This is a genomic window from Azospirillum aestuarii, assembly GCF_016632405.1.
GTDB classification, from domain to species: domain Bacteria; phylum Pseudomonadota; class Alphaproteobacteria; order Azospirillales; family Azospirillaceae; genus Azospirillum; species Azospirillum aestuarii.
This window is the reverse complement of the sequence record NZ_JAEPIV010000053.1, coordinates 1-16725: the sequence shown is the minus strand read 5'-3', so window position 1 is coordinate 16725 and position 16725 is coordinate 1. Positions and strand designations below refer to the sequence as shown.

The 16725-nt window shown below is 65.5% G+C and carries 14 protein-coding genes and 1 tRNA gene; all 15 read left to right on the top strand.

Going from position 1 to position 16725, the window contains the following annotated elements:
- Positions 1-254: EF-Tu C-terminal domain-related protein (locus JJL56_RS31540; protein WP_486598831.1), on the top strand; the 254-nt coding region annotated here is incomplete at its 5' end.
- 153 nt (positions 255-407) lie between these two features.
- Positions 408-483, top strand: a tRNA-Trp gene (locus JJL56_RS31535).
- A gap of 69 nt (positions 484-552) precedes the next feature.
- Positions 553-750: a preprotein translocase subunit SecE gene (gene secE, locus JJL56_RS31530; RefSeq protein WP_035675069.1), complete on the top strand. Its 198-nt coding sequence runs from the start codon at positions 553-555 to the stop codon at positions 748-750.
- Positions 751-755: 5 nt separating this feature from the next.
- Positions 756-1286, top strand: a complete 531-nt coding sequence (nusG, locus tag JJL56_RS31525; protein WP_014241052.1) for a transcription termination/antitermination protein NusG — start codon at positions 756-758, stop codon at positions 1284-1286.
- A gap of 133 nt (positions 1287-1419) precedes the next feature.
- Positions 1420-1854 (top strand): 50S ribosomal protein L11, encoded by a 435-nt coding sequence (rplK, locus tag JJL56_RS31520; RefSeq protein WP_014241051.1) that lies wholly within the window; start codon positions 1420-1422, stop codon positions 1852-1854.
- 4 nt (positions 1855-1858) lie between these two features.
- The gene (gene rplA / locus JJL56_RS31515; RefSeq protein WP_035675066.1) at positions 1859-2560 is read left to right on the top strand and encodes a 50S ribosomal protein L1; all 702 of its coding nucleotides are present in this window, start codon (positions 1859-1861) and stop codon (positions 2558-2560) included.
- Between the two features lie 267 nt (positions 2561-2827).
- Complete coding sequence (rplJ, locus tag JJL56_RS31510) at positions 2828-3346, top strand: 50S ribosomal protein L10 (RefSeq protein WP_109469261.1); 519 nt, start codon at positions 2828-2830, stop codon at positions 3344-3346.
- Positions 3347-3403: 57 nt separating this feature from the next.
- Complete coding sequence (rplL, locus tag JJL56_RS31505) at positions 3404-3778, top strand: 50S ribosomal protein L7/L12 (RefSeq protein ID WP_035675064.1); 375 nt, start codon at positions 3404-3406, stop codon at positions 3776-3778.
- Between the two features lie 233 nt (positions 3779-4011).
- Entirely contained in the window at positions 4012-8205 is a 4194-nt protein-coding gene (gene rpoB / locus JJL56_RS31500) for a DNA-directed RNA polymerase subunit beta (protein ID WP_145629662.1), read from the top strand.
- 100 nt (positions 8206-8305) lie between these two features.
- Positions 8306-12475 carry a DNA-directed RNA polymerase subunit beta' gene (gene rpoC / locus JJL56_RS31495; RefSeq protein WP_200487735.1) on the top strand — a complete coding sequence of 1390 codons (4170 nt, stop codon included), beginning with the start codon at positions 8306-8308 and terminating at the stop codon, positions 12473-12475.
- A gap of 111 nt (positions 12476-12586) precedes the next feature.
- The gene (locus tag JJL56_RS31490) at positions 12587-13300 is read left to right on the top strand and encodes a DJ-1/PfpI family protein (RefSeq protein WP_200487734.1); all 714 of its coding nucleotides are present in this window, start codon (positions 12587-12589) and stop codon (positions 13298-13300) included.
- Between the two features lie 319 nt (positions 13301-13619).
- The gene (rpsL, locus tag JJL56_RS31485; protein WP_012973201.1) at positions 13620-13991 is read left to right on the top strand and encodes a 30S ribosomal protein S12; all 372 of its coding nucleotides are present in this window, start codon (positions 13620-13622) and stop codon (positions 13989-13991) included.
- A 12-nt stretch (positions 13992-14003) separates the two neighbouring features.
- On the top strand, positions 14004-14474 hold the full coding sequence (rpsG, locus tag JJL56_RS31480; protein ID WP_014241043.1) for a 30S ribosomal protein S7: 471 nt from the start codon (positions 14004-14006) through the stop codon (positions 14472-14474).
- A 26-nt stretch (positions 14475-14500) separates the two neighbouring features.
- Positions 14501-16579 carry an elongation factor G gene (gene fusA / locus JJL56_RS31475; RefSeq protein ID WP_200487733.1) on the top strand — a complete coding sequence of 693 codons (2079 nt, stop codon included), beginning with the start codon at positions 14501-14503 and terminating at the stop codon, positions 16577-16579.
- 37 nt (positions 16580-16616) lie between these two features.
- Positions 16617-16725: GTP-binding protein (locus JJL56_RS31470; RefSeq protein WP_200486093.1), on the top strand; the 109-nt coding region annotated here is incomplete at its 3' end.

The following is a 16725-nucleotide window of genomic DNA, read 5'->3' as shown; positions in this document are numbered from 1 at the left end:
TCCTGACGAAGGAAGAGGGTGGCCGTCACACGCCGTTCTTCACCAACTACCGTCCGCAGTTCTATTTCCGCACGACCGACGTGACGGGCATGGTGAAGCTGCCGGAAGGCACCGAGATGGTGATGCCGGGCGACAACATCTCCATGGAAGTCGAGCTGATCGCTCCGATCGCCATGGACGAGGGCCTGCGCTTCGCCATCCGTGAGGGTGGTCGTACGGTCGGCGCCGGCGTCGTCGCCTCGATCATCAAGTAAGGTGAGGAGTCGACCCCGCCGCCGTTCACCTGTGGATCGGCGGCGGGGTTGATCTCTGTCGATTTCGGCGTGCCGGCCGATAAAAAGGCTAGCAAGCCACGCGGCTATGCGCTATAAGCTCCGCTCCCCGCAGGGGGTAGAGCCTGCGGCGATAGGAGTGTAGCTCAATTGGTAGAGCACCGGTCTCCAAAACCGGGGGCTGGGGGTTCGAGCCCCTCCACTCCTGCCACGCCGTACCGAACAAGAACGGGTCGCTGACCGCGCCCTACACGTCGCACCGGAGCCCGCACGGTCTACGATGGCTAAAGTGAACCCCGCAGAATTCGCGCGCGACGTCCGCCGCGAGGTGGCCAAGGTCACCTGGCCGACCCGCAAGGAAACCGGCGTGACGACCGCCATGGTGTTCGTCATGGTGGTGCTGGCTTCGCTGTTCTTCCTCGTCGTGGATCAGGTGCTGGCCTTCGCCGTCCGTATGATCCTTGGGCTGGGAGCCTGATCGCCATGGCCGCGCGCTGGTACGTCGTTCACGTCTATTCGGGCTTCGAAAAGAAGGTTTCCCAGGCCATCCGCGAAAAGGCGGCTCAGAAGGGTCTGGAAGACAAGTTCGAAGAAATCCTGGTGCCGACCGAGGAAGTGGTCGAGGTGCGCCGGGGTTCCAAGATCAACACCGAGCGGAAGTTCTTCCCCGGCTACGTCCTCATCAAGATGGATTTGACGGACGAGTCCTGGCATCTCGTGAAGAATACGCCGAAGGTCACCGGTTTCCTGGGCGGGGGCGGCAAGCCGCAGCCGATCAGCCAGCGCGAAGCCGAGCGGATCATTCATCAGGTGCAGGAAGGCTTTGAGCGCCCCAAGCCCTCGATCACCTTCGAGGTGGGCGAGCAGGTTCGTGTGAGCGACGGCCCCTTCACCTCCTTCAACGGCACCGTCGAGGAAGTCGACGAGGAGAAGGCCCGCCTCAAGGTGGCGGTGTCGATCTTCGGCCGCTCCACACCGGTCGAGCTGGAATACACCCAGGTCGAGAAGGTCTGAGTCTGAAGTTTTCCCGGAACACGTGATTGAAAGTCACGTGTTCCTTTCTGCTGCGGAAGGCCCGCCATAGCCGCACCGCAAAGCCCCGCGACGCCCGTCAGCGTACCGAGGCGTCGTATCTGGAGGTTGTGACATGGCAAAGAAAATCGTCGGCTTCATCAAGCTGCAGGTTCCGGCCGGCAAGGCGAATCCTTCGCCGCCCATCGGCCCGGCGCTCGGTCAGCGCGGCCTGAACATCATGGAGTTCTGCAAGGCGTTCAACGCCAAGACGCAGGATCTCGAAGTCGGTATGCCGATCCCGGTGGTCATCACCGCCTACGGCGACCGTACCTTCACCTTCGTCACGAAGACCCCGCCGGTCAGCTACTTCCTGAAGAAGGCCGCTGGCATCGACAAGGGCTCGCAGACCACCGGCAAGGGCGCTTTCGCCGGCAAGATCACGAAGACCCAGATTCGTGACATCGCCGAGAAGAAGATGAAGGACCTGAACGCCCACGACGTCGAGGCGGCCGCGAGCATGATCGCTGGTTCCGCCCGCTCGATGGGCCTCGAAGTGGTGGAGGGCTGATCCCATGGCGAAGCTCGGCAAGCGACTGACCGATTCCTACAAGAAGGTCGACCGCGAGGCGCTCTACTCGCTGGAAGGCGCCGTCTCCCTGATCAAGGGTCTGCCCAAGGCGAAGTTCGATGAGACCATCGAAATCGCCATGAACCTGGGCATCGACCCGCGTCACGCCGACCAGATGGTCCGCGGCGTGGTGAACCTGCCGAACGGTACCGGCAAGACCGTGCGCGTCGCCGTGTTCGCCAAGGGCACCAAGGCGGACGACGCCCTGGCCGCCGGCGCGGACATCGTCGGCGCCGACGATCTGGCCGAGAAGATCCTGGCCGGCAACATCGACTTCGACCGCTGCATCGCGTCCCCGGACATGATGGGCGTCGTCGGCAAGCTCGGTAAGGTCCTCGGCCCGCGCGGCCTGATGCCGAACCCGAAGCTCGGCACCGTGACCCCCGACGTGGCCGGCGCCGTCAAGGCCGCCAAGGCCGGCGCCGTGGAGTTCCGCGCCGAGAAGACCGGCATCGTGCACGCCGGCGTCGGCAAGGCCAGCTTCTCGGAAGAGGCTCTGGTGCAGAACATCCGCGCTTTCGTGGATGCGATCACCCGCGCCAAGCCGACCGGTGCCAAGGGCCAGTACCTGCTGAAGGTTTCGCTGTCCTCGACGATGGGTCCGGGCCTGAAGCTGGATCTGTCCACTCTGGCCGCCACGGCCTGAGTGACCTGAGTTTCGCCGCCGGTTCCCTCGGGAAGCGGCGGCGATCGGGTGTCCCTGCGGGGGCGCCCACCCTGTCCAAGACCGCTGGTGCCCGCGTCTCTCCGGAGGCAACGGCTTAAACCCGCCAGAGCAGACAGGAGTTGAACCGTTAACCACGCGGGCTTGCCCGCGGTTCAGGAACGGCTCGAACTTCTGGGACAGGTTCGCCGAGGCTCCCCACCGCAAGGGAAGGGGCCTCTCGTAAACCTCTGTGCAAGGAGGCGATCCGTGGATCGTACACAAAAAGAAGCGACGATCGCGGACCTGCAGTCGAAGCTCCAGGACACGGGCCTGGTGGTGGTCACCCACCATCTGGGCCTGACGGTGGCGGAAGTCACCGACCTGCGTGGCAAGATTCGGGCCGCGGGCGCGAGCTTCAAGGTGACGAAGAACCGGCTCGCCCGCCGCGCCCTTCAGGGCACGCAGTTCGAAGGTCTGGACGGTCTCTTCAAGGGGCCGACCGCGATCGCTTACTCGAAGGACCCCGTCGCGGCCGCCAAGGTGGTGGCCGACTACGCGAAGACCAACGAGAAGCTGAAGATCGTCGGTGCCGCTCTCGGCGACCAGATCCTCGACGTGGAGGGAGTGAAGGCTCTCGCCACGCTCCCGTCGCTGGACGAACTGCGCGCCAAGCTCGTGGGCATGATCCAGACCCCGGCGACTCGCATCGCCGGCGTTCTCCAGGCTCCGGGCGGCCAGGTCGCCCGCGTGCTGGCGGCCTACGCGAAGAAGGACGAGGCGGCCTGAGCCGCACCCGTCTAGCTGTCTACCCATCCCAGAACATCGAGTTGTTGGAGCATTAAAATGGCTGATCTGCAGAAGCTGGTCGACGATCTCTCGGCCCTGACCGTCATCGAGGCCGCCGAGCTGTCGAAGCTGCTGGAAGAGAAGTGGGGCGTCTCCGCCGCCGCTCCGGTGGCCGTTGCCGCCGCCGGTCCGGCCGCCGCCGCCGCCCCGGTCGAAGAGCAGACCGAGTTCAACGTGATCCTCGCCGACGCCGGCGACAAGAAGATCAACGTGATCAAGGAAGTCCGCGCCATCACCGGCCTGGGCCTCAAGGAAGCCAAGGACCTGGTCGAAGGCGCCCCGAAGCCGGTCAAGGAGGCCGTGTCGAAGGACGAGGCCGCCAAGATCAAGAAGCAGCTTGAAGAGGCCGGCGCCAAGGTCGATATTAAGTAAGACCGTCTTGCTGCGACGGATAAGACATATCCACGCCGGACGGCGGCTGGTCCTCGAGGGGGCCTGCCGCCGCACGGCGTTTTCTGCCTTCCACCGGACCGGGTTTCCCGGTCCGGCTCTTTCCGTCCCTGCATAAGGGGCGGGCCGCGCGATCATCGCCGCGTCGCGGCGAGCACCCTGGTTCGCGTGCTTCTGGTCGAGCGTACTCACGATTCTGACGTTTGGGGACATCCATGGCCAAATCCTTTACGGGTCGAAAGCGTGTTCGGAAGAGCTTCGGGCGCATCCCGGAAGTCACCCAGATGCCCAACCTCATCGAGGTGCAGCGCAGCTCCTACGACCACTTCCTGCAAATGGACGTCCCGCCGGAGAAGCGGGCCAACCTGGGTCTGCAGGAGGTGTTCCGGTCGGTGTTCCCGATCAAGGACTTCTCCGACCGCGCCGTCCTCGACTTCGTGAAGTATGAGCTTGAGCAGCCGAAGTATGACGTCGAGGAGTGCCAGCAGCGTGGCATGACCTTCGCCGCGCCGCTGAAGGTGACCCTGCGCCTCTCCGTCTTCGACGTGGAAGAGGACACGGGCCTGCGCTCGATCCGCGACATCAAGGAGCAGGACGTCTACATGGGCGACATGCCCCTGATGACGGCCAACGGCACCTTCATCATCAACGGCACCGAGCGCGTCATCGTCTCCCAGATGCACCGCAGCCCGGGCGTCTTCTTCGACCATGACAAGGGCAAGACCCACTCGTCGGGCAAGTATCTCTTCGCTGCCCGCGTGATCCCGTACCGCGGCTCCTGGCTGGACTTCGAGTTCGACGCCAAGGACCTCGTCTACGTGCGCATCGACCGCCGCCGCAAGCTGCCGGCCACCACGCTGCTGTTCGCCCTGGACGGCGCGGAGACCGAGGCGCTGCGCGCCGAGCGGAAGGCCCAGAAGAAGGACCTGCTGCCCTACGAGGCGCAGGGCATGGCGAAGGAAGAAATCCTCAATTTCTTCTACGACACCATCACCTACACCCGCGCGTCGGGCGGCTGGAAGACCCCCTTCAACGCCGACCGCATGAAGGGCGTGAAGGTCGCTTCCGACCTCGTTGACGCGGCCTCCGGCCAGGTCGTCGCCGAGGCCGGCACCAAGATGACGCCGCGCCTGATCAAGAAGCTGGTCGAGGGCGGCCTCGCCGAGCAGCTCGTCTCCACCGAGGAGCTGACCGGCCGCTACCTCGCCGTCGACATCATCAACGAGCGGACCGGCGAAGTCCTGTTCGAAGCCGGTGACGAACTGTCGGCGAGCGACCTCGACAAGCTGGAGAAGGCCGGAGTCGACGAGCTGCCGGTGCTGGCGATCGACCACCTCAACGTCGGCGCCTACATCCGCAACACGATGGCGGCCGACCGCAACGCGTCCCGCGAGGATGCGCTGATCGACATCTACCGCGTCATGCGTCCGGGCGAGCCGCCGACCCTGGAGTCGGCCGAGGCGCTGTTCGCCGGCCTGTTCTTCGACAGCGAGCGCTACGACCTGTCGGCGGTGGGCCGCGTCAAGATGAACGCGCGCCTGAACTTCCAGACCGAGGACAGCGTCCGCGTCCTGCGCAAGCAGGACATCATGTCGATCCTCAAGGTTCTGGTGAACCTGAAGGACGGCCGCGGCGAGATCGACGACATCGACCATCTCGGCAACCGCCGCGTCCGCTCGGTCGGCGAGCTGATGGAGAACCAGTATCGCGTCGGCCTGCTGCGCATGGAGCGCGCGATCCGCGAGCGCATGAGCTCGGTCGAGATCGACACGGTCATGCCGCACGACCTGATCAACGCCAAGCCGGCGGCGGCGGCGGTGCGCGAGTTCTTCGGCTCCTCGCAGCTCTCGCAGTTCATGGACCAGACCAACCCGCTGTCCGAGATCACGCACAAGCGTCGTCTCTCGGCCCTCGGCCCGGGCGGTCTGACCCGCGAGCGCGCCGGCTTCGAGGTGCGCGACGTGCACCCGACGCATTACGGCCGCATCTGCCCGATTGAGACGCCGGAAGGCCCGAACATCGGTCTGATCAACTCGCTGGCGACCTACGCCCGCGTGAACCAGTACGGCTTCATCGAGAGCCCGTACCGCAAGGTGCGCGACAGCATCGTCACCGACGAGGTGGTCTATCTCTCCGCCATGGAGGAGGGCCGCTACGTCGTCGCCCAGGCCAACGCCGAGCTGGACGCGGACAACCGCTTCGCCGCCGACCTCGTGTCGTGCCGGCAGGGCGGCGAATACCTGATGTTCCGCCCGGAGGCCATCGACCTGATCGACGTGTCGCCGAAGCAGCTCGTTTCCGTCGCCGCGGCGCTGATCCCGTTCCTCGAGAACGACGACGCGAACCGCGCGCTGATGGGCTCGAACATGCAGCGCCAGGCGGTGCCGCTGGTCAAGGCCGACGCGCCGCTGGTCGGCACGGGCATGGAGGCCACGGTGGCCCGCGACAGCGGCGTGACCATCGTCGCCAAGCGCAAGGGCATCGTCGACCAGATCGACGCGACCCGCATCGTGGTCCGGGCGACCGACTCGTCCGACGCCACGGCGCCGGGCGTGGACATCTACAACCTGCTGAAGTTCCAGCGTTCCAACCAGAACACCTGCATCACCCAGCGTCCGCTGGTGAAGGTGGGCGACCGCGTGGCGGCCGGCGACATCATCGCCGACGGCCCCTCGACGGAGCTGGGCGAACTGGCGCTGGGCCGCAACGTGCTCGTCGCCTTCATGCCGTGGAACGGCTACAACTTCGAGGACTCGATCCTCATCAACGAGCGCATCGTCAAGGATGACGTCTTCACCTCGATCCACATCGAGGAATTCGAGGTCATGGCCCGCGACACCAAGCTGGGCCAGGAGGAAATCACCCGCGACATTCCGAACGTCGGTGAGGAAGCCCTCAAGAACCTCGACGAGGCCGGCATCGTCTACATCGGCGCCGAAGTCCGTCCGGGCGACATCCTGGTCGGCAAGGTGACGCCGAAGGGCGAAAGCCCGATGACTCCGGAAGAGAAGCTGCTGCGCGCCATCTTCGGCGAGAAGGCGTCCGACGTCCGCGACACCTCGCTGCGTCTGCCGCCGGGCGTCGCCGGCACGATCGTCGAGGTCCGCGTCTTCAGCCGCCGCGGCGTCGACAAGGACGAGCGCGCCCTGGCGATCGAGCGGGCGGAGATCGAGAAGCTGGCCAAGGACCGCGACGACGAGCGCGCGATCCTGGAGCGCAGCTTCTACACCCGCCTGAAGGAGGTTATCCTCGGCCAGACCGCCCAGTCCGGCCCGAAGGGCATGCGGGCCGGCACGGTCCTCACCGACGCCGAGTTGGCGAACCTGACCAAGGGCCAGTGGCGCCAGATCTCCATTGCCGACGAGCAGGTGATGGAGACGGTGGAGAGCCTGGGCAAGGTCTTCGACGACTCGATCCAGGCGCTGCAGAACCGCTTCGAGAACAAGGTCGAGAAGCTGCAGCGCGGCGACGAGCTGCCGCCGGGCGTGATGAAGATGGTCAAGGTCTTCGTCGCGGTGAAGCGCAAGCTGCAGCCGGGCGACAAGATGGCCGGCCGCCACGGCAACAAGGGCGTGGTGTCCCGCATCCTGCCGCAGGAGGACATGCCGTACCTGGAGGACGGCCAGCCGGTCGATCTGGTGCTGAACCCGCTGGGCGTGCCGTCGCGCATGAACATCGGTCAGATCCTGGAGACCCACCTCGGCTGGGCGTCGGCCGGCCTCGGCAAGCAGATCGGCCGCGCCATCGACCAGTACCGCCTCGCCATGAAGGGCCGCGGCGACGCCGCCCAGACCATGGACGGGCTGCGCATCACGCTGAAGGAGGCCTACGGCCAGAAGGTCTACGACGACCAGATCGCCGATATGACCGAGGGTGAACTGCTGGAACTGGGCGGCAACCTGCGCAAGGGTGTTCCCTTCGCCACGCCGGTCTTCGACGGCGCGCGTGAGGAGGACATCTGCCAGCAGCTCGAGAAGGCCGGTCTGGACCGTTCGGGTCAGGTCACGCTGATCGACGGGCGCACCGGCGAGGCGTTCGACCGCAAGGTGACCGTTGGCTACATCTACATGCTGAAGCTGCACCACCTCGTGGACGACAAGATCCACGCGCGCTCGATCGGTCCGTACTCGCTGGTCACCCAGCAGCCGCTCGGCGGTAAGGCCCAGTTCGGCGGACAGCGGTTCGGTGAAATGGAAGTGTGGGCGCTCGAAGCCTACGGCGCCGCCTACACGCTGCAGGAAATGCTCACGGTCAAGTCGGACGACGTGTCCGGCCGCACCAAGGTCTACGAGGCGATCGTCCGCGGCGACGACAACTTCGAGGCGGGCATCCCTGAGTCCTTCAACGTTCTGGTCAAGGAGCTGCGCTCCCTGGGCCTGAACGTCGAGCTGAACCAGCGGTCGTACTGAGCCCAAGAGACTTGAACCCGCCGGAGGAGGGGCCATCTCGGCCCCTTCCGGCGGGAACTGCCCTTAACCGACAACGCGGCGCTGCCAGCGGGAGACGGTCATGAACGAGTTGATGAACATTTTCGGCCAGGTCCAGGGTCCCCAGAGCTTCGATCAGATCCGCATCCAGATCGCGAGCCCCGAGCGCATCCGGTCCTGGTCGTTCGGCGAGATCAAGAAGCCGGAAACCATCAACTATCGCACTTTCAAGCCTGAGCGCGACGGCCTGTTCTGCGCCCGCATCTTCGGCCCGATCAAGGACTACGAGTGCTTGTGCGGCAAGTACAAGCGCATGAAGTACCGCGGCATCATCTGCGAGAAGTGCGGCGTCGAGGTGACGCTGTCGAAGGTCCGGCGCGAGCGCATGGGCCACATCGAGCTGGCCTCGCCGGTCGCTCACATCTGGTTCCTGAAGTCCCTGCCGAGCCGCATCGGTCTGCTGCTCGACATGACGCTGAAGGATCTGGAGCGCATCCTCTATTTCGAGAACTACGTCGTCATCGAGCCGGGCCTGACCCCGCTGAAGCTGCACCAGCTCCTCAGCGAGGAGGAGTTCGTCTCCGCCCAGGACGAGTACGGCGAGGACGCCTTCACCGCCTCCATCGGTGCCGAAGCGCTGCGCATCATGCTGTCGGCGCTCGACATGGAGGAGGAGAAGAAGACCTGCCGCGAAGAGCTGCGCGACACCGCGTCCGAGGCCAAGCGCAAGAAGCTCGTGAAGCGCCTGAAGCTGATCGACGCCTTCCTGTCGTCGCAGTCGCGTCCGGAATGGATGATCCTGGAGGTCATTCCGGTGATCCCGCCGGAGCTGCGCCCGCTCGTCCCGCTGGACGGCGGCCGCTTCGCGACGTCCGACCTGAACGACCTGTACCGCCGCGTCATCAACCGCAACAACCGCCTGAAGCGGCTGATCGAGCTGAAGGCGCCGGACATCATCGTCCGCAACGAGAAGCGCATGCTGCAGGAGGCCGTCGACGCGCTGTTCGACAACGGCCGCCGCGGCCGCGTCATCACCGGCGCCAACAAGCGTCCGCTGAAGTCGTTGTCCGACATGCTGAAGGGCAAGCAGGGCCGCTTCCGCCAGAACCTGCTCGGCAAGCGCGTCGACTACTCGGGCCGTTCGGTCATCGTGGTCGGTCCGGAGCTGAAGCTGCACCAGTGCGGCCTGCCGAAGAAGATGGCGCTGGAGCTGTTCAAGCCCTTCATCTACGCGAAGCTGGAGCTGTACGGCCTCGCTTCGACCATCAAGGCCGCCAAGCGGATGGTCGAGAAGGAGCGTCCCGAGGTGTGGGACATCCTTGAGGAGGTCATCCGCGAGCATCCGGTGATGCTGAACCGCGCGCCGACGCTGCACCGCCTGGGCATCCAGGCGTTCGAGCCGACGCTGATCGAGGGCAAGGCGATCCAGCTCCACCCGCTGGTCTGCACCGCCTTCAACGCCGACTTCGACGGCGACCAGATGGCCGTGCACGTCCCGCTGAGCCTCGAGGCCCAGCTGGAAGCGCGCGTCCTGATGATGTCGACCAACAACATCCTGTCGCCCGCCAACGGCAAGCCGATCATCGTGCCGTCGCAGGACATCGTGCTCGGTCTCTACTACATCACGATGGACCGGCCGGGCGAAGTGGGCGAGGGCATGACCTTCGCCAACGTCGGCGAGATCGAGCAGGCGCTCGACGCCAAGGTCGTGACGCTGCACGCCAAGGTGAAGGCGCGCTACAAGGGCGTGGACGAGAACGGCGACGAGAAGATCTCCATCGTGGAGACGACTCCGGGTCGCATGCTCCTGTCCGAGATCCTGCCGCGCAACCCGGCGGTGCCCTTCTCGCTGATCAACCGCCTGCTGACCAAGAAGGATGTCGGCAACGTCATCGACGCCGTCTACCGCCATTGCGGTCAGAAGGAGACGGTGATCTTCGCCGACCGCCTGATGAAGCTCGGCTTCGGCCACGCCTGCCGCGCCGGCATCTCCTTCGGCAAGGATGACATGGTCATCCCCGAGGCGAAGAAGAAGCTGGTCAACGACAGCAAGGAGCGGGTCAAGGAGTTCGAGCAGCAGTATCTCGACGGTCTGATCACCCAGGGCGAGAAGTACAACAAGGTCGTCGACGTCTGGTCGGAGTGCACCGAGAAGGTGGCGACGGAGATGATGAAGGTCATCTCCGACACCGCTCCCGGCAAGCCGGTGAACTCGGTCTACATGATGGCCCATTCCGGCGCGCGTGGCTCGGCCGCCCAGATCCGCCAGCTGGCGGGCATGCGCGGCCTGATGGCCAAGCCGTCGGGCGAGATCATCGAGACGCCGATCATCTCGAACTTCAAGGAAGGCCTGACCGTGCTGGAGTACTTCAACTCCACCCACGGCGCCCGCAAGGGTCTGGCCGACACCGCCTTGAAGACGGCGAACTCCGGTTACCTGACCCGTCGTCTCGTCGACGTGGCCCAGGACGCCATCATCGTCGAGACCGATTGCGGCACCCACAAGGGCATCACCGTCAAGGCCGTCATCGACGGCGGCGAGGTCATCTCTCCGCTGGGCGACCGCATCCTCGGCCGCACCGTTGTCGGCGACCTGATCGACCCGCTGAACGGCGAGTTGATCGTGCCGAACGCCGGCCTGATCGACGAGCCCACGGTGGACCGCATCGAGCGTTCGGGTATCGACAGCGTCATGATCCGCTCGGTTCTGACCTGCGAGACCAAGGACGGCGTCTGCGCCAAGTGCTACGGCCGCGATCTGGCCCGCGGCACTCTGGTGAACGTCGGCGAGGCGGTTGGCGTCATCGCCGCCCAGTCGATCGGCGAGCCTGGCACGCAGCTCACCATGCGCACGTTCCACATCGGTGGTGCGGCGCAGCGCGGTGCCGAGCAGAGCCAGGTTGAGGCGGCGTTCGATGCCACGGTGCGAATCCACAACCGCAACGTCGTCATCAACTCGTCCAACATCCCGGTGGTCATGGGCCGCAGCACCGAGGTGATCCTGCTCGACGAGCAGGGCCGCGAGCGGGCGCGTCACCGCGTTCCGTACGGTGCGAAGCTGCTGGCCGACGAGGGCGTGAAGGTCGAGCGCGGCCAGAAGCTGGCCGAGTGGGACCCCTACACCCTGCCGATCATCACCGAGCGCGAGGGTACCGCCCACTATGTGGACCTCGTGGAAGGCATCTCCATGCGCGAGGTGATGGACGAGGCGACGGGCATCTCGTCCAAGGTCGTGGTGGACTGGCGCCAGCAGCCGCGTGGTGCGGATCTGAAGCCGCGCATCACGCTGCGCGACGAGCGGGGCGAGATCATCACGCTCGCCAACGGTCTGGAAGCCCGCTACTTCATGTCGGTGGACGCCATCCTCTCGGTCGAGAACGGCGCCCATGTCAGGGCCGGCGACGTGCTGGCGCGTATCCCGCGCGAGTCGTCCAAGACCCGCGACATCACGGGCGGTCTGCCGCGCGTGGCCGAGCTGTTCGAGGCGCGCCGTCCGAAGGACTTCGCGATCATCTCCGACCTCGACGGCCGCGTGGAGTTTGGCAAGGACTACAAGACCAAGCGCCGCATCGTCGTCCGCAACGACGAGTCGGGAGACGAGCGCGAGTATCTGATCCCGAAGGGCAAGCACATCTCCGTGCAGGAGGGTGACTATGTCCAGCGCGGCGACCTGCTGATGGACGGCAACCCGGTGCCGCACGACATCCTGTCGGTGATGGGCGTGGAGGCTCTGGCCAACTACCTCATCAACGAGATCCAGGACGTCTACCGACTGCAGGGCGTGAAGATCAACGACAAGCACATCGAGGTGATCGTCCGCCAGATGCTGCAGAAGGTCGAGATCACCGACGCCGGCGAGACCACCTTCCTGGTGGGCGAGCAGGTCGACCGTCAGGAGTTCGACGAGGAGAACGAGAAGACCGTCGGCGAGGGGCTGAAGCCGGCCGCCGGCCACCCGGTTCTGCAGGGCATCACCAAGGCGTCGCTGCAGACCCGGTCCTTCATCTCCGCCGCGTCGTTCCAGGAAACCACCCGCGTCCTCACCGAGGCGGCGGTGTCGGGCAAGACCGACAACCTGGAAGGATTGAAGGAGAACGTGATCGTCGGCCGTCTGATCCCGGCGGGCACGGGTTCCGTCGTCAACCGCCTGAAGCAGATCGCCGCCGAACGCGATCGCGCATTGGAACTGGGCGAGGATGGCGAGGGCGAGGCTCCGGCCCTGCCGCATCCTGGCGAGAGCACCGCGGCCTGACGCTTCGGGGCATAGGGTAGGACAGGGGGCGCGTTCCGCAGGGGACGCGCCCCTTTCTCGTATCGGCACGCGGGGTTAGAATCGTTGGTTTCACACATCGGAGCGTCCGACATGACCGACAGAGCGCCCAGCTTCGGCTTGCTGCTGTTTCCCGACGTCACGCAGCTCGACCTCACCGGCCCCTACGAGGTGCTGGCCCGTGTGCCCGGCGCTCAGGTCCATCTGCTGTGGAAGACGCTCGACCCGGTGCGCTCCGACACCGGCCTGACGATCCTTCCCACCACCACCCTGGCCGAGGCGCCGCCGTTCGACCTCATCCTGGTGCCGGGAGGCGGCGGGATCAACGCGCTGCTGACGGACGATGAGGTTCTGGGCTTTTTGGAAGAGCGGGCATCGCGCACCCGCTTCCTCGCCGGGATCTGCACCGGTTCGCTGGCTCTGGGCGCCGCCGGTTTGCTGGATGGAAAGCGGGCCGCCACGCATTGGGCCTCCCGCAACTTCCTCGCGGCATACGGTGCCACGCCGGTGGCGGAGCGCGTGGTGGTGGATGGCACCCTGTTCACCGGCGGTGGCGTGACCGCGGGAATCGACGTGGCGCTCCGCATCGTCGGCAACCTGTTCGGCGTGGACTCCGCGAAGCTCGTCCAGCTTGCCATCGAGTACGACCCGCAGCCGCCCTTCGACGCTGGCTCGCCGGACAGGGCGGGGGAGCGGCTGACGGCCGATCTCCTCGCACGGATGCGCCCGATGCTGGACGCGCGGGTCGCGGCAGTGGCATCCGGCGCGGTGGCTTTGCAGCGCCGCCGGTCCCAGCGCACCGGCTGAAGCGACACCGTCGTCGAAGCGCATGACGAACGGTCATCTGCGCGCTTGACGGGTCCATGGCAGACCCATATAGTCCGCGAACTTCAAAAGGAGCCTCGGGAGGGCCTTTCGTCCAACCCGTCTGGCATCCGGCTGAACCCAAGCGACATAGCCGAACGACAGGGTCCTCGCGGGCCGATCCGACGGCGTTCGATCATTGGGCCCGCTCGAAGCCCCTCTGGCTTCGCAGGCGGGCTTTTGCATCGTCCGGCATTGCCGGGCGATTTTCCAATCGGTCCGGCTCCGCCGGCCGATCGACCTGAAGGGATGAAGGGCAGATATGCCGACGATCAACCAGTTGATCCGTAAGCCGCGCGAGCCCTTGGCCGCGCGCAATAAGGTTCCCGCGATGGAGGCGTGCCCGCAGAAGCGTGGCGTCTGCACCCGCGTCTACACGACCACGCCGAAGAAGCCGAACTCGGCTCTGCGTAAGGTCGCCCGCGTTCGCCTGACGAACGGCTTCGAAGTGACCTCCTACATCCCCGGTGAAGGCCATAACCTCCAGGAACACTCGGTGGTTATGATCCGCGGCGGCCGTGTGAAGGATCTTCCCGGCGTTCGCTACCACATCATCCGCGGCACGCTCGATACCCAGGGCGTGAAGGACCGTAAGCAGCGTCGTTCGAAGTACGGCGCGAAGCGTCCGAAGTAAGGAGTATTCACGATGTCCCGTCGTCGTCGCGCCGAGAAGCGTGAGGTCCTGCCGGACGCCAAGTATGGCGACCGCGTCCTGACCAAGTTCATGAACTGCCTGATGCTGGACGGCAAGAAGTCCGCCGCCGAGCGCATCGTCTACGGCGCGCTCAGCCGCATCGAGGCCAAGACCAAGAACGAGCCCGTTCAGGTCTTCCACGACGCCCTGCTGAACGTGAAGCCGCACCTCGAAGTGCGCTCGCGTCGCGTCGGTGGCGCCACCTATCAGGTTCCGGTCGAGGTCCGCACGGACCGCGCCCAGGCCCTGGCCATCCGTTGGCTCATCGGCGCCGCCCGCGCCCGCTCGGAAAACACCATGACCGAGCGTCTGTCGGGTGAGCTGCTGGATGCCGCCAACCAGCGTGGCACCGCCGTGAAGAAGCGCGAAGACACCCATCGTATGGCGGAAGCCAACAAGGCCTTCTCGCACTACCGCTGGTAAGGCACCCACCGGCCCAGGTGCTTGTCATGCCCCGTTCCCATCCCCTGAACCGTTACCGCAACATCGGCATCATGGCTCACATCGATGCCGGGAAGACCACGACCACCGAGCGGATTTTGTACTACACTGGAAAGTCGTACAAAATCGGCGAGGTGCACGAGGGCACCGCGGTGATGGATTGGATGGAGCAGGAACAGGAACGGGGCATCACCATCACCTCCGCGGCCACGACCTGCTTCTGGCGCGACCACCGCATCAACATCATCGACACGCCCGGCCATGTCGACTTCACGATCGAAGTCGAACGCAGCTTGCGCGTGCTCGACGGTGCGGTAGCGGTGTTCGACTCCGTTGCGGGGGTGGAGCCTCAGTCCGAGACCGTGTGGCGGCAGGCCGACAAGTACGGCGTGCCCCGCATGTGTTTCGTCAACAAGTTGGATCGCACCGGCGCGGACTTCTTCCGTTGCGTCGCCATGATGAAGGAACGGCTGGGAGCCCTCCCGCTCGTTCTCCAGCTTCCGATCGGGTCCGAGGCCAACTTCGTCGGCGTCGTCGACCTGGTCGCCATGCGTGCCATCGTCTGGAAAGAAGAGACGCTGGGCGCCGAGTTCTACCACACCGACATTCCGGACGTCCTGAAGGACGACGCGGCGCGCCATCGACAGGCGCTGCTCGACGCCGTCCTGGAACTCGACGACGTGGCCATGGAGGCCTATCTCGAGTCCGGTCAGGAGCCGTCCGAGGACACGCTCAGGGCCTGCATCCGCAAGGGCACCATCGCCCTGCGCTTCGTGCCGGTCTTGTGCGGCTCCGCTTTCAAGAACAAGGGCATCCAGCCGATGCTGGACGCCGTGGTGGATTATCTGCCGGCCCCCGTCGACGTCGGGGCGGTCCGGGGACACCGTGTCGGCGGCCCAGAGACGGACGAGCGCGCACCGGACGATGCCGCTCCCTTCTCCGCGCTCGCCTTCAAGGTCATGAACGACCCCGTTGTCGGGACGCTGACCTTCGTGCGCGTCTATTCCGGCACCGTCGCTTCCGGCGCCGCCGTGCTGAATCCCGGCAAAGACGAGAAGGAGCGCATCGGCCGCATGCTGCTGATGCACGCCAACAGCCGGGAGGATATCGACGCGGCCTATGCCGGCGACATTGTCGCCGTGACCGCGCTGAAGGGCACGACGACCGGCGACACGCTGTGCGATCCAGCCAGGCCCATCGTCCTGGAACGGATGGAATTTCCGGAACCGGTCATCGAGGTGGCCGTCGAGCCGAAGTCCAAGGCCGACCAGGAAAAGATGAGCATGGCTCTGTCCCGCCTTGCCCAGGAGGACCCGTCCTTCCGCGTGGCCGTCGACCATGAAAGCGGTCAGACGATCATCAAGGGCATGGGCGAACTGCATCTTGAGATCATCGTCGACCGCATGAAGCGGGAGTTCAAGGTGGATGCGAACGTCGGCGCGCCGCAGGTGGCGTACCGCGAGACCATCACCAAGACCGCCGAGATCGATTGCACCCACAGGAAGCAGGCCGGGGGTACCGCTCAGTTCGCCCGCGTCACGCTGGTCTTCGAGCCGCAGCCGCCCGGCAGCGGCTTCGTCTTCCAGAACAAGACCGTCGGCGGCGCCGTGCCCAAGGAGTTCATTCCGGGCGTGCAGAAGGGGCTGGACGCCTCACTGCACAGCGGGGTGGTGGCCGGCTTCCCGGTGATCGACCTCAAGGTGGCGCTGGTGGACGGCGCCTTCCACGACGTCGACTCCTCGGTGCTCTCCTTCGAAATCGCCACCCGCGCGGCCTTCCGCGAGGGGATGCAAAAGGCCGGCCCAATGCTTCTGGAGCCGATCATGAGGGTTGAGGTGGTGACGCCCGAAGACTACATGGGCGACATCATCGGGGACCTGAACAGCCGCCGCGGACAGATCACCGCCATGGATCAGAGGGGCAACGCCCGCTCGATCCTGGCGATGGTTCCGCTGGCGTCGATGTTCGGTTATGTGAACTCCCTGCGCTCGATGAGCCAGGGGCGCGCGCAGTACACGATGCAGTTCGACCACCACGAGCCGGTGCCGCAGACGATTGCGGAGACCATCCGCGCCAGGATGGCCTGAAACCGCTGGAACGACAAAGAGACGGAGAGCACACACCATGGCGAAGGCAAAGTTCGAGCGGAACAAGCCGCACTGCAACATCGGCACGATCGGCCACGTCGACCACGGCAAGACGTCGCTGACGGCGGCGATCACGAAGGTGCTGG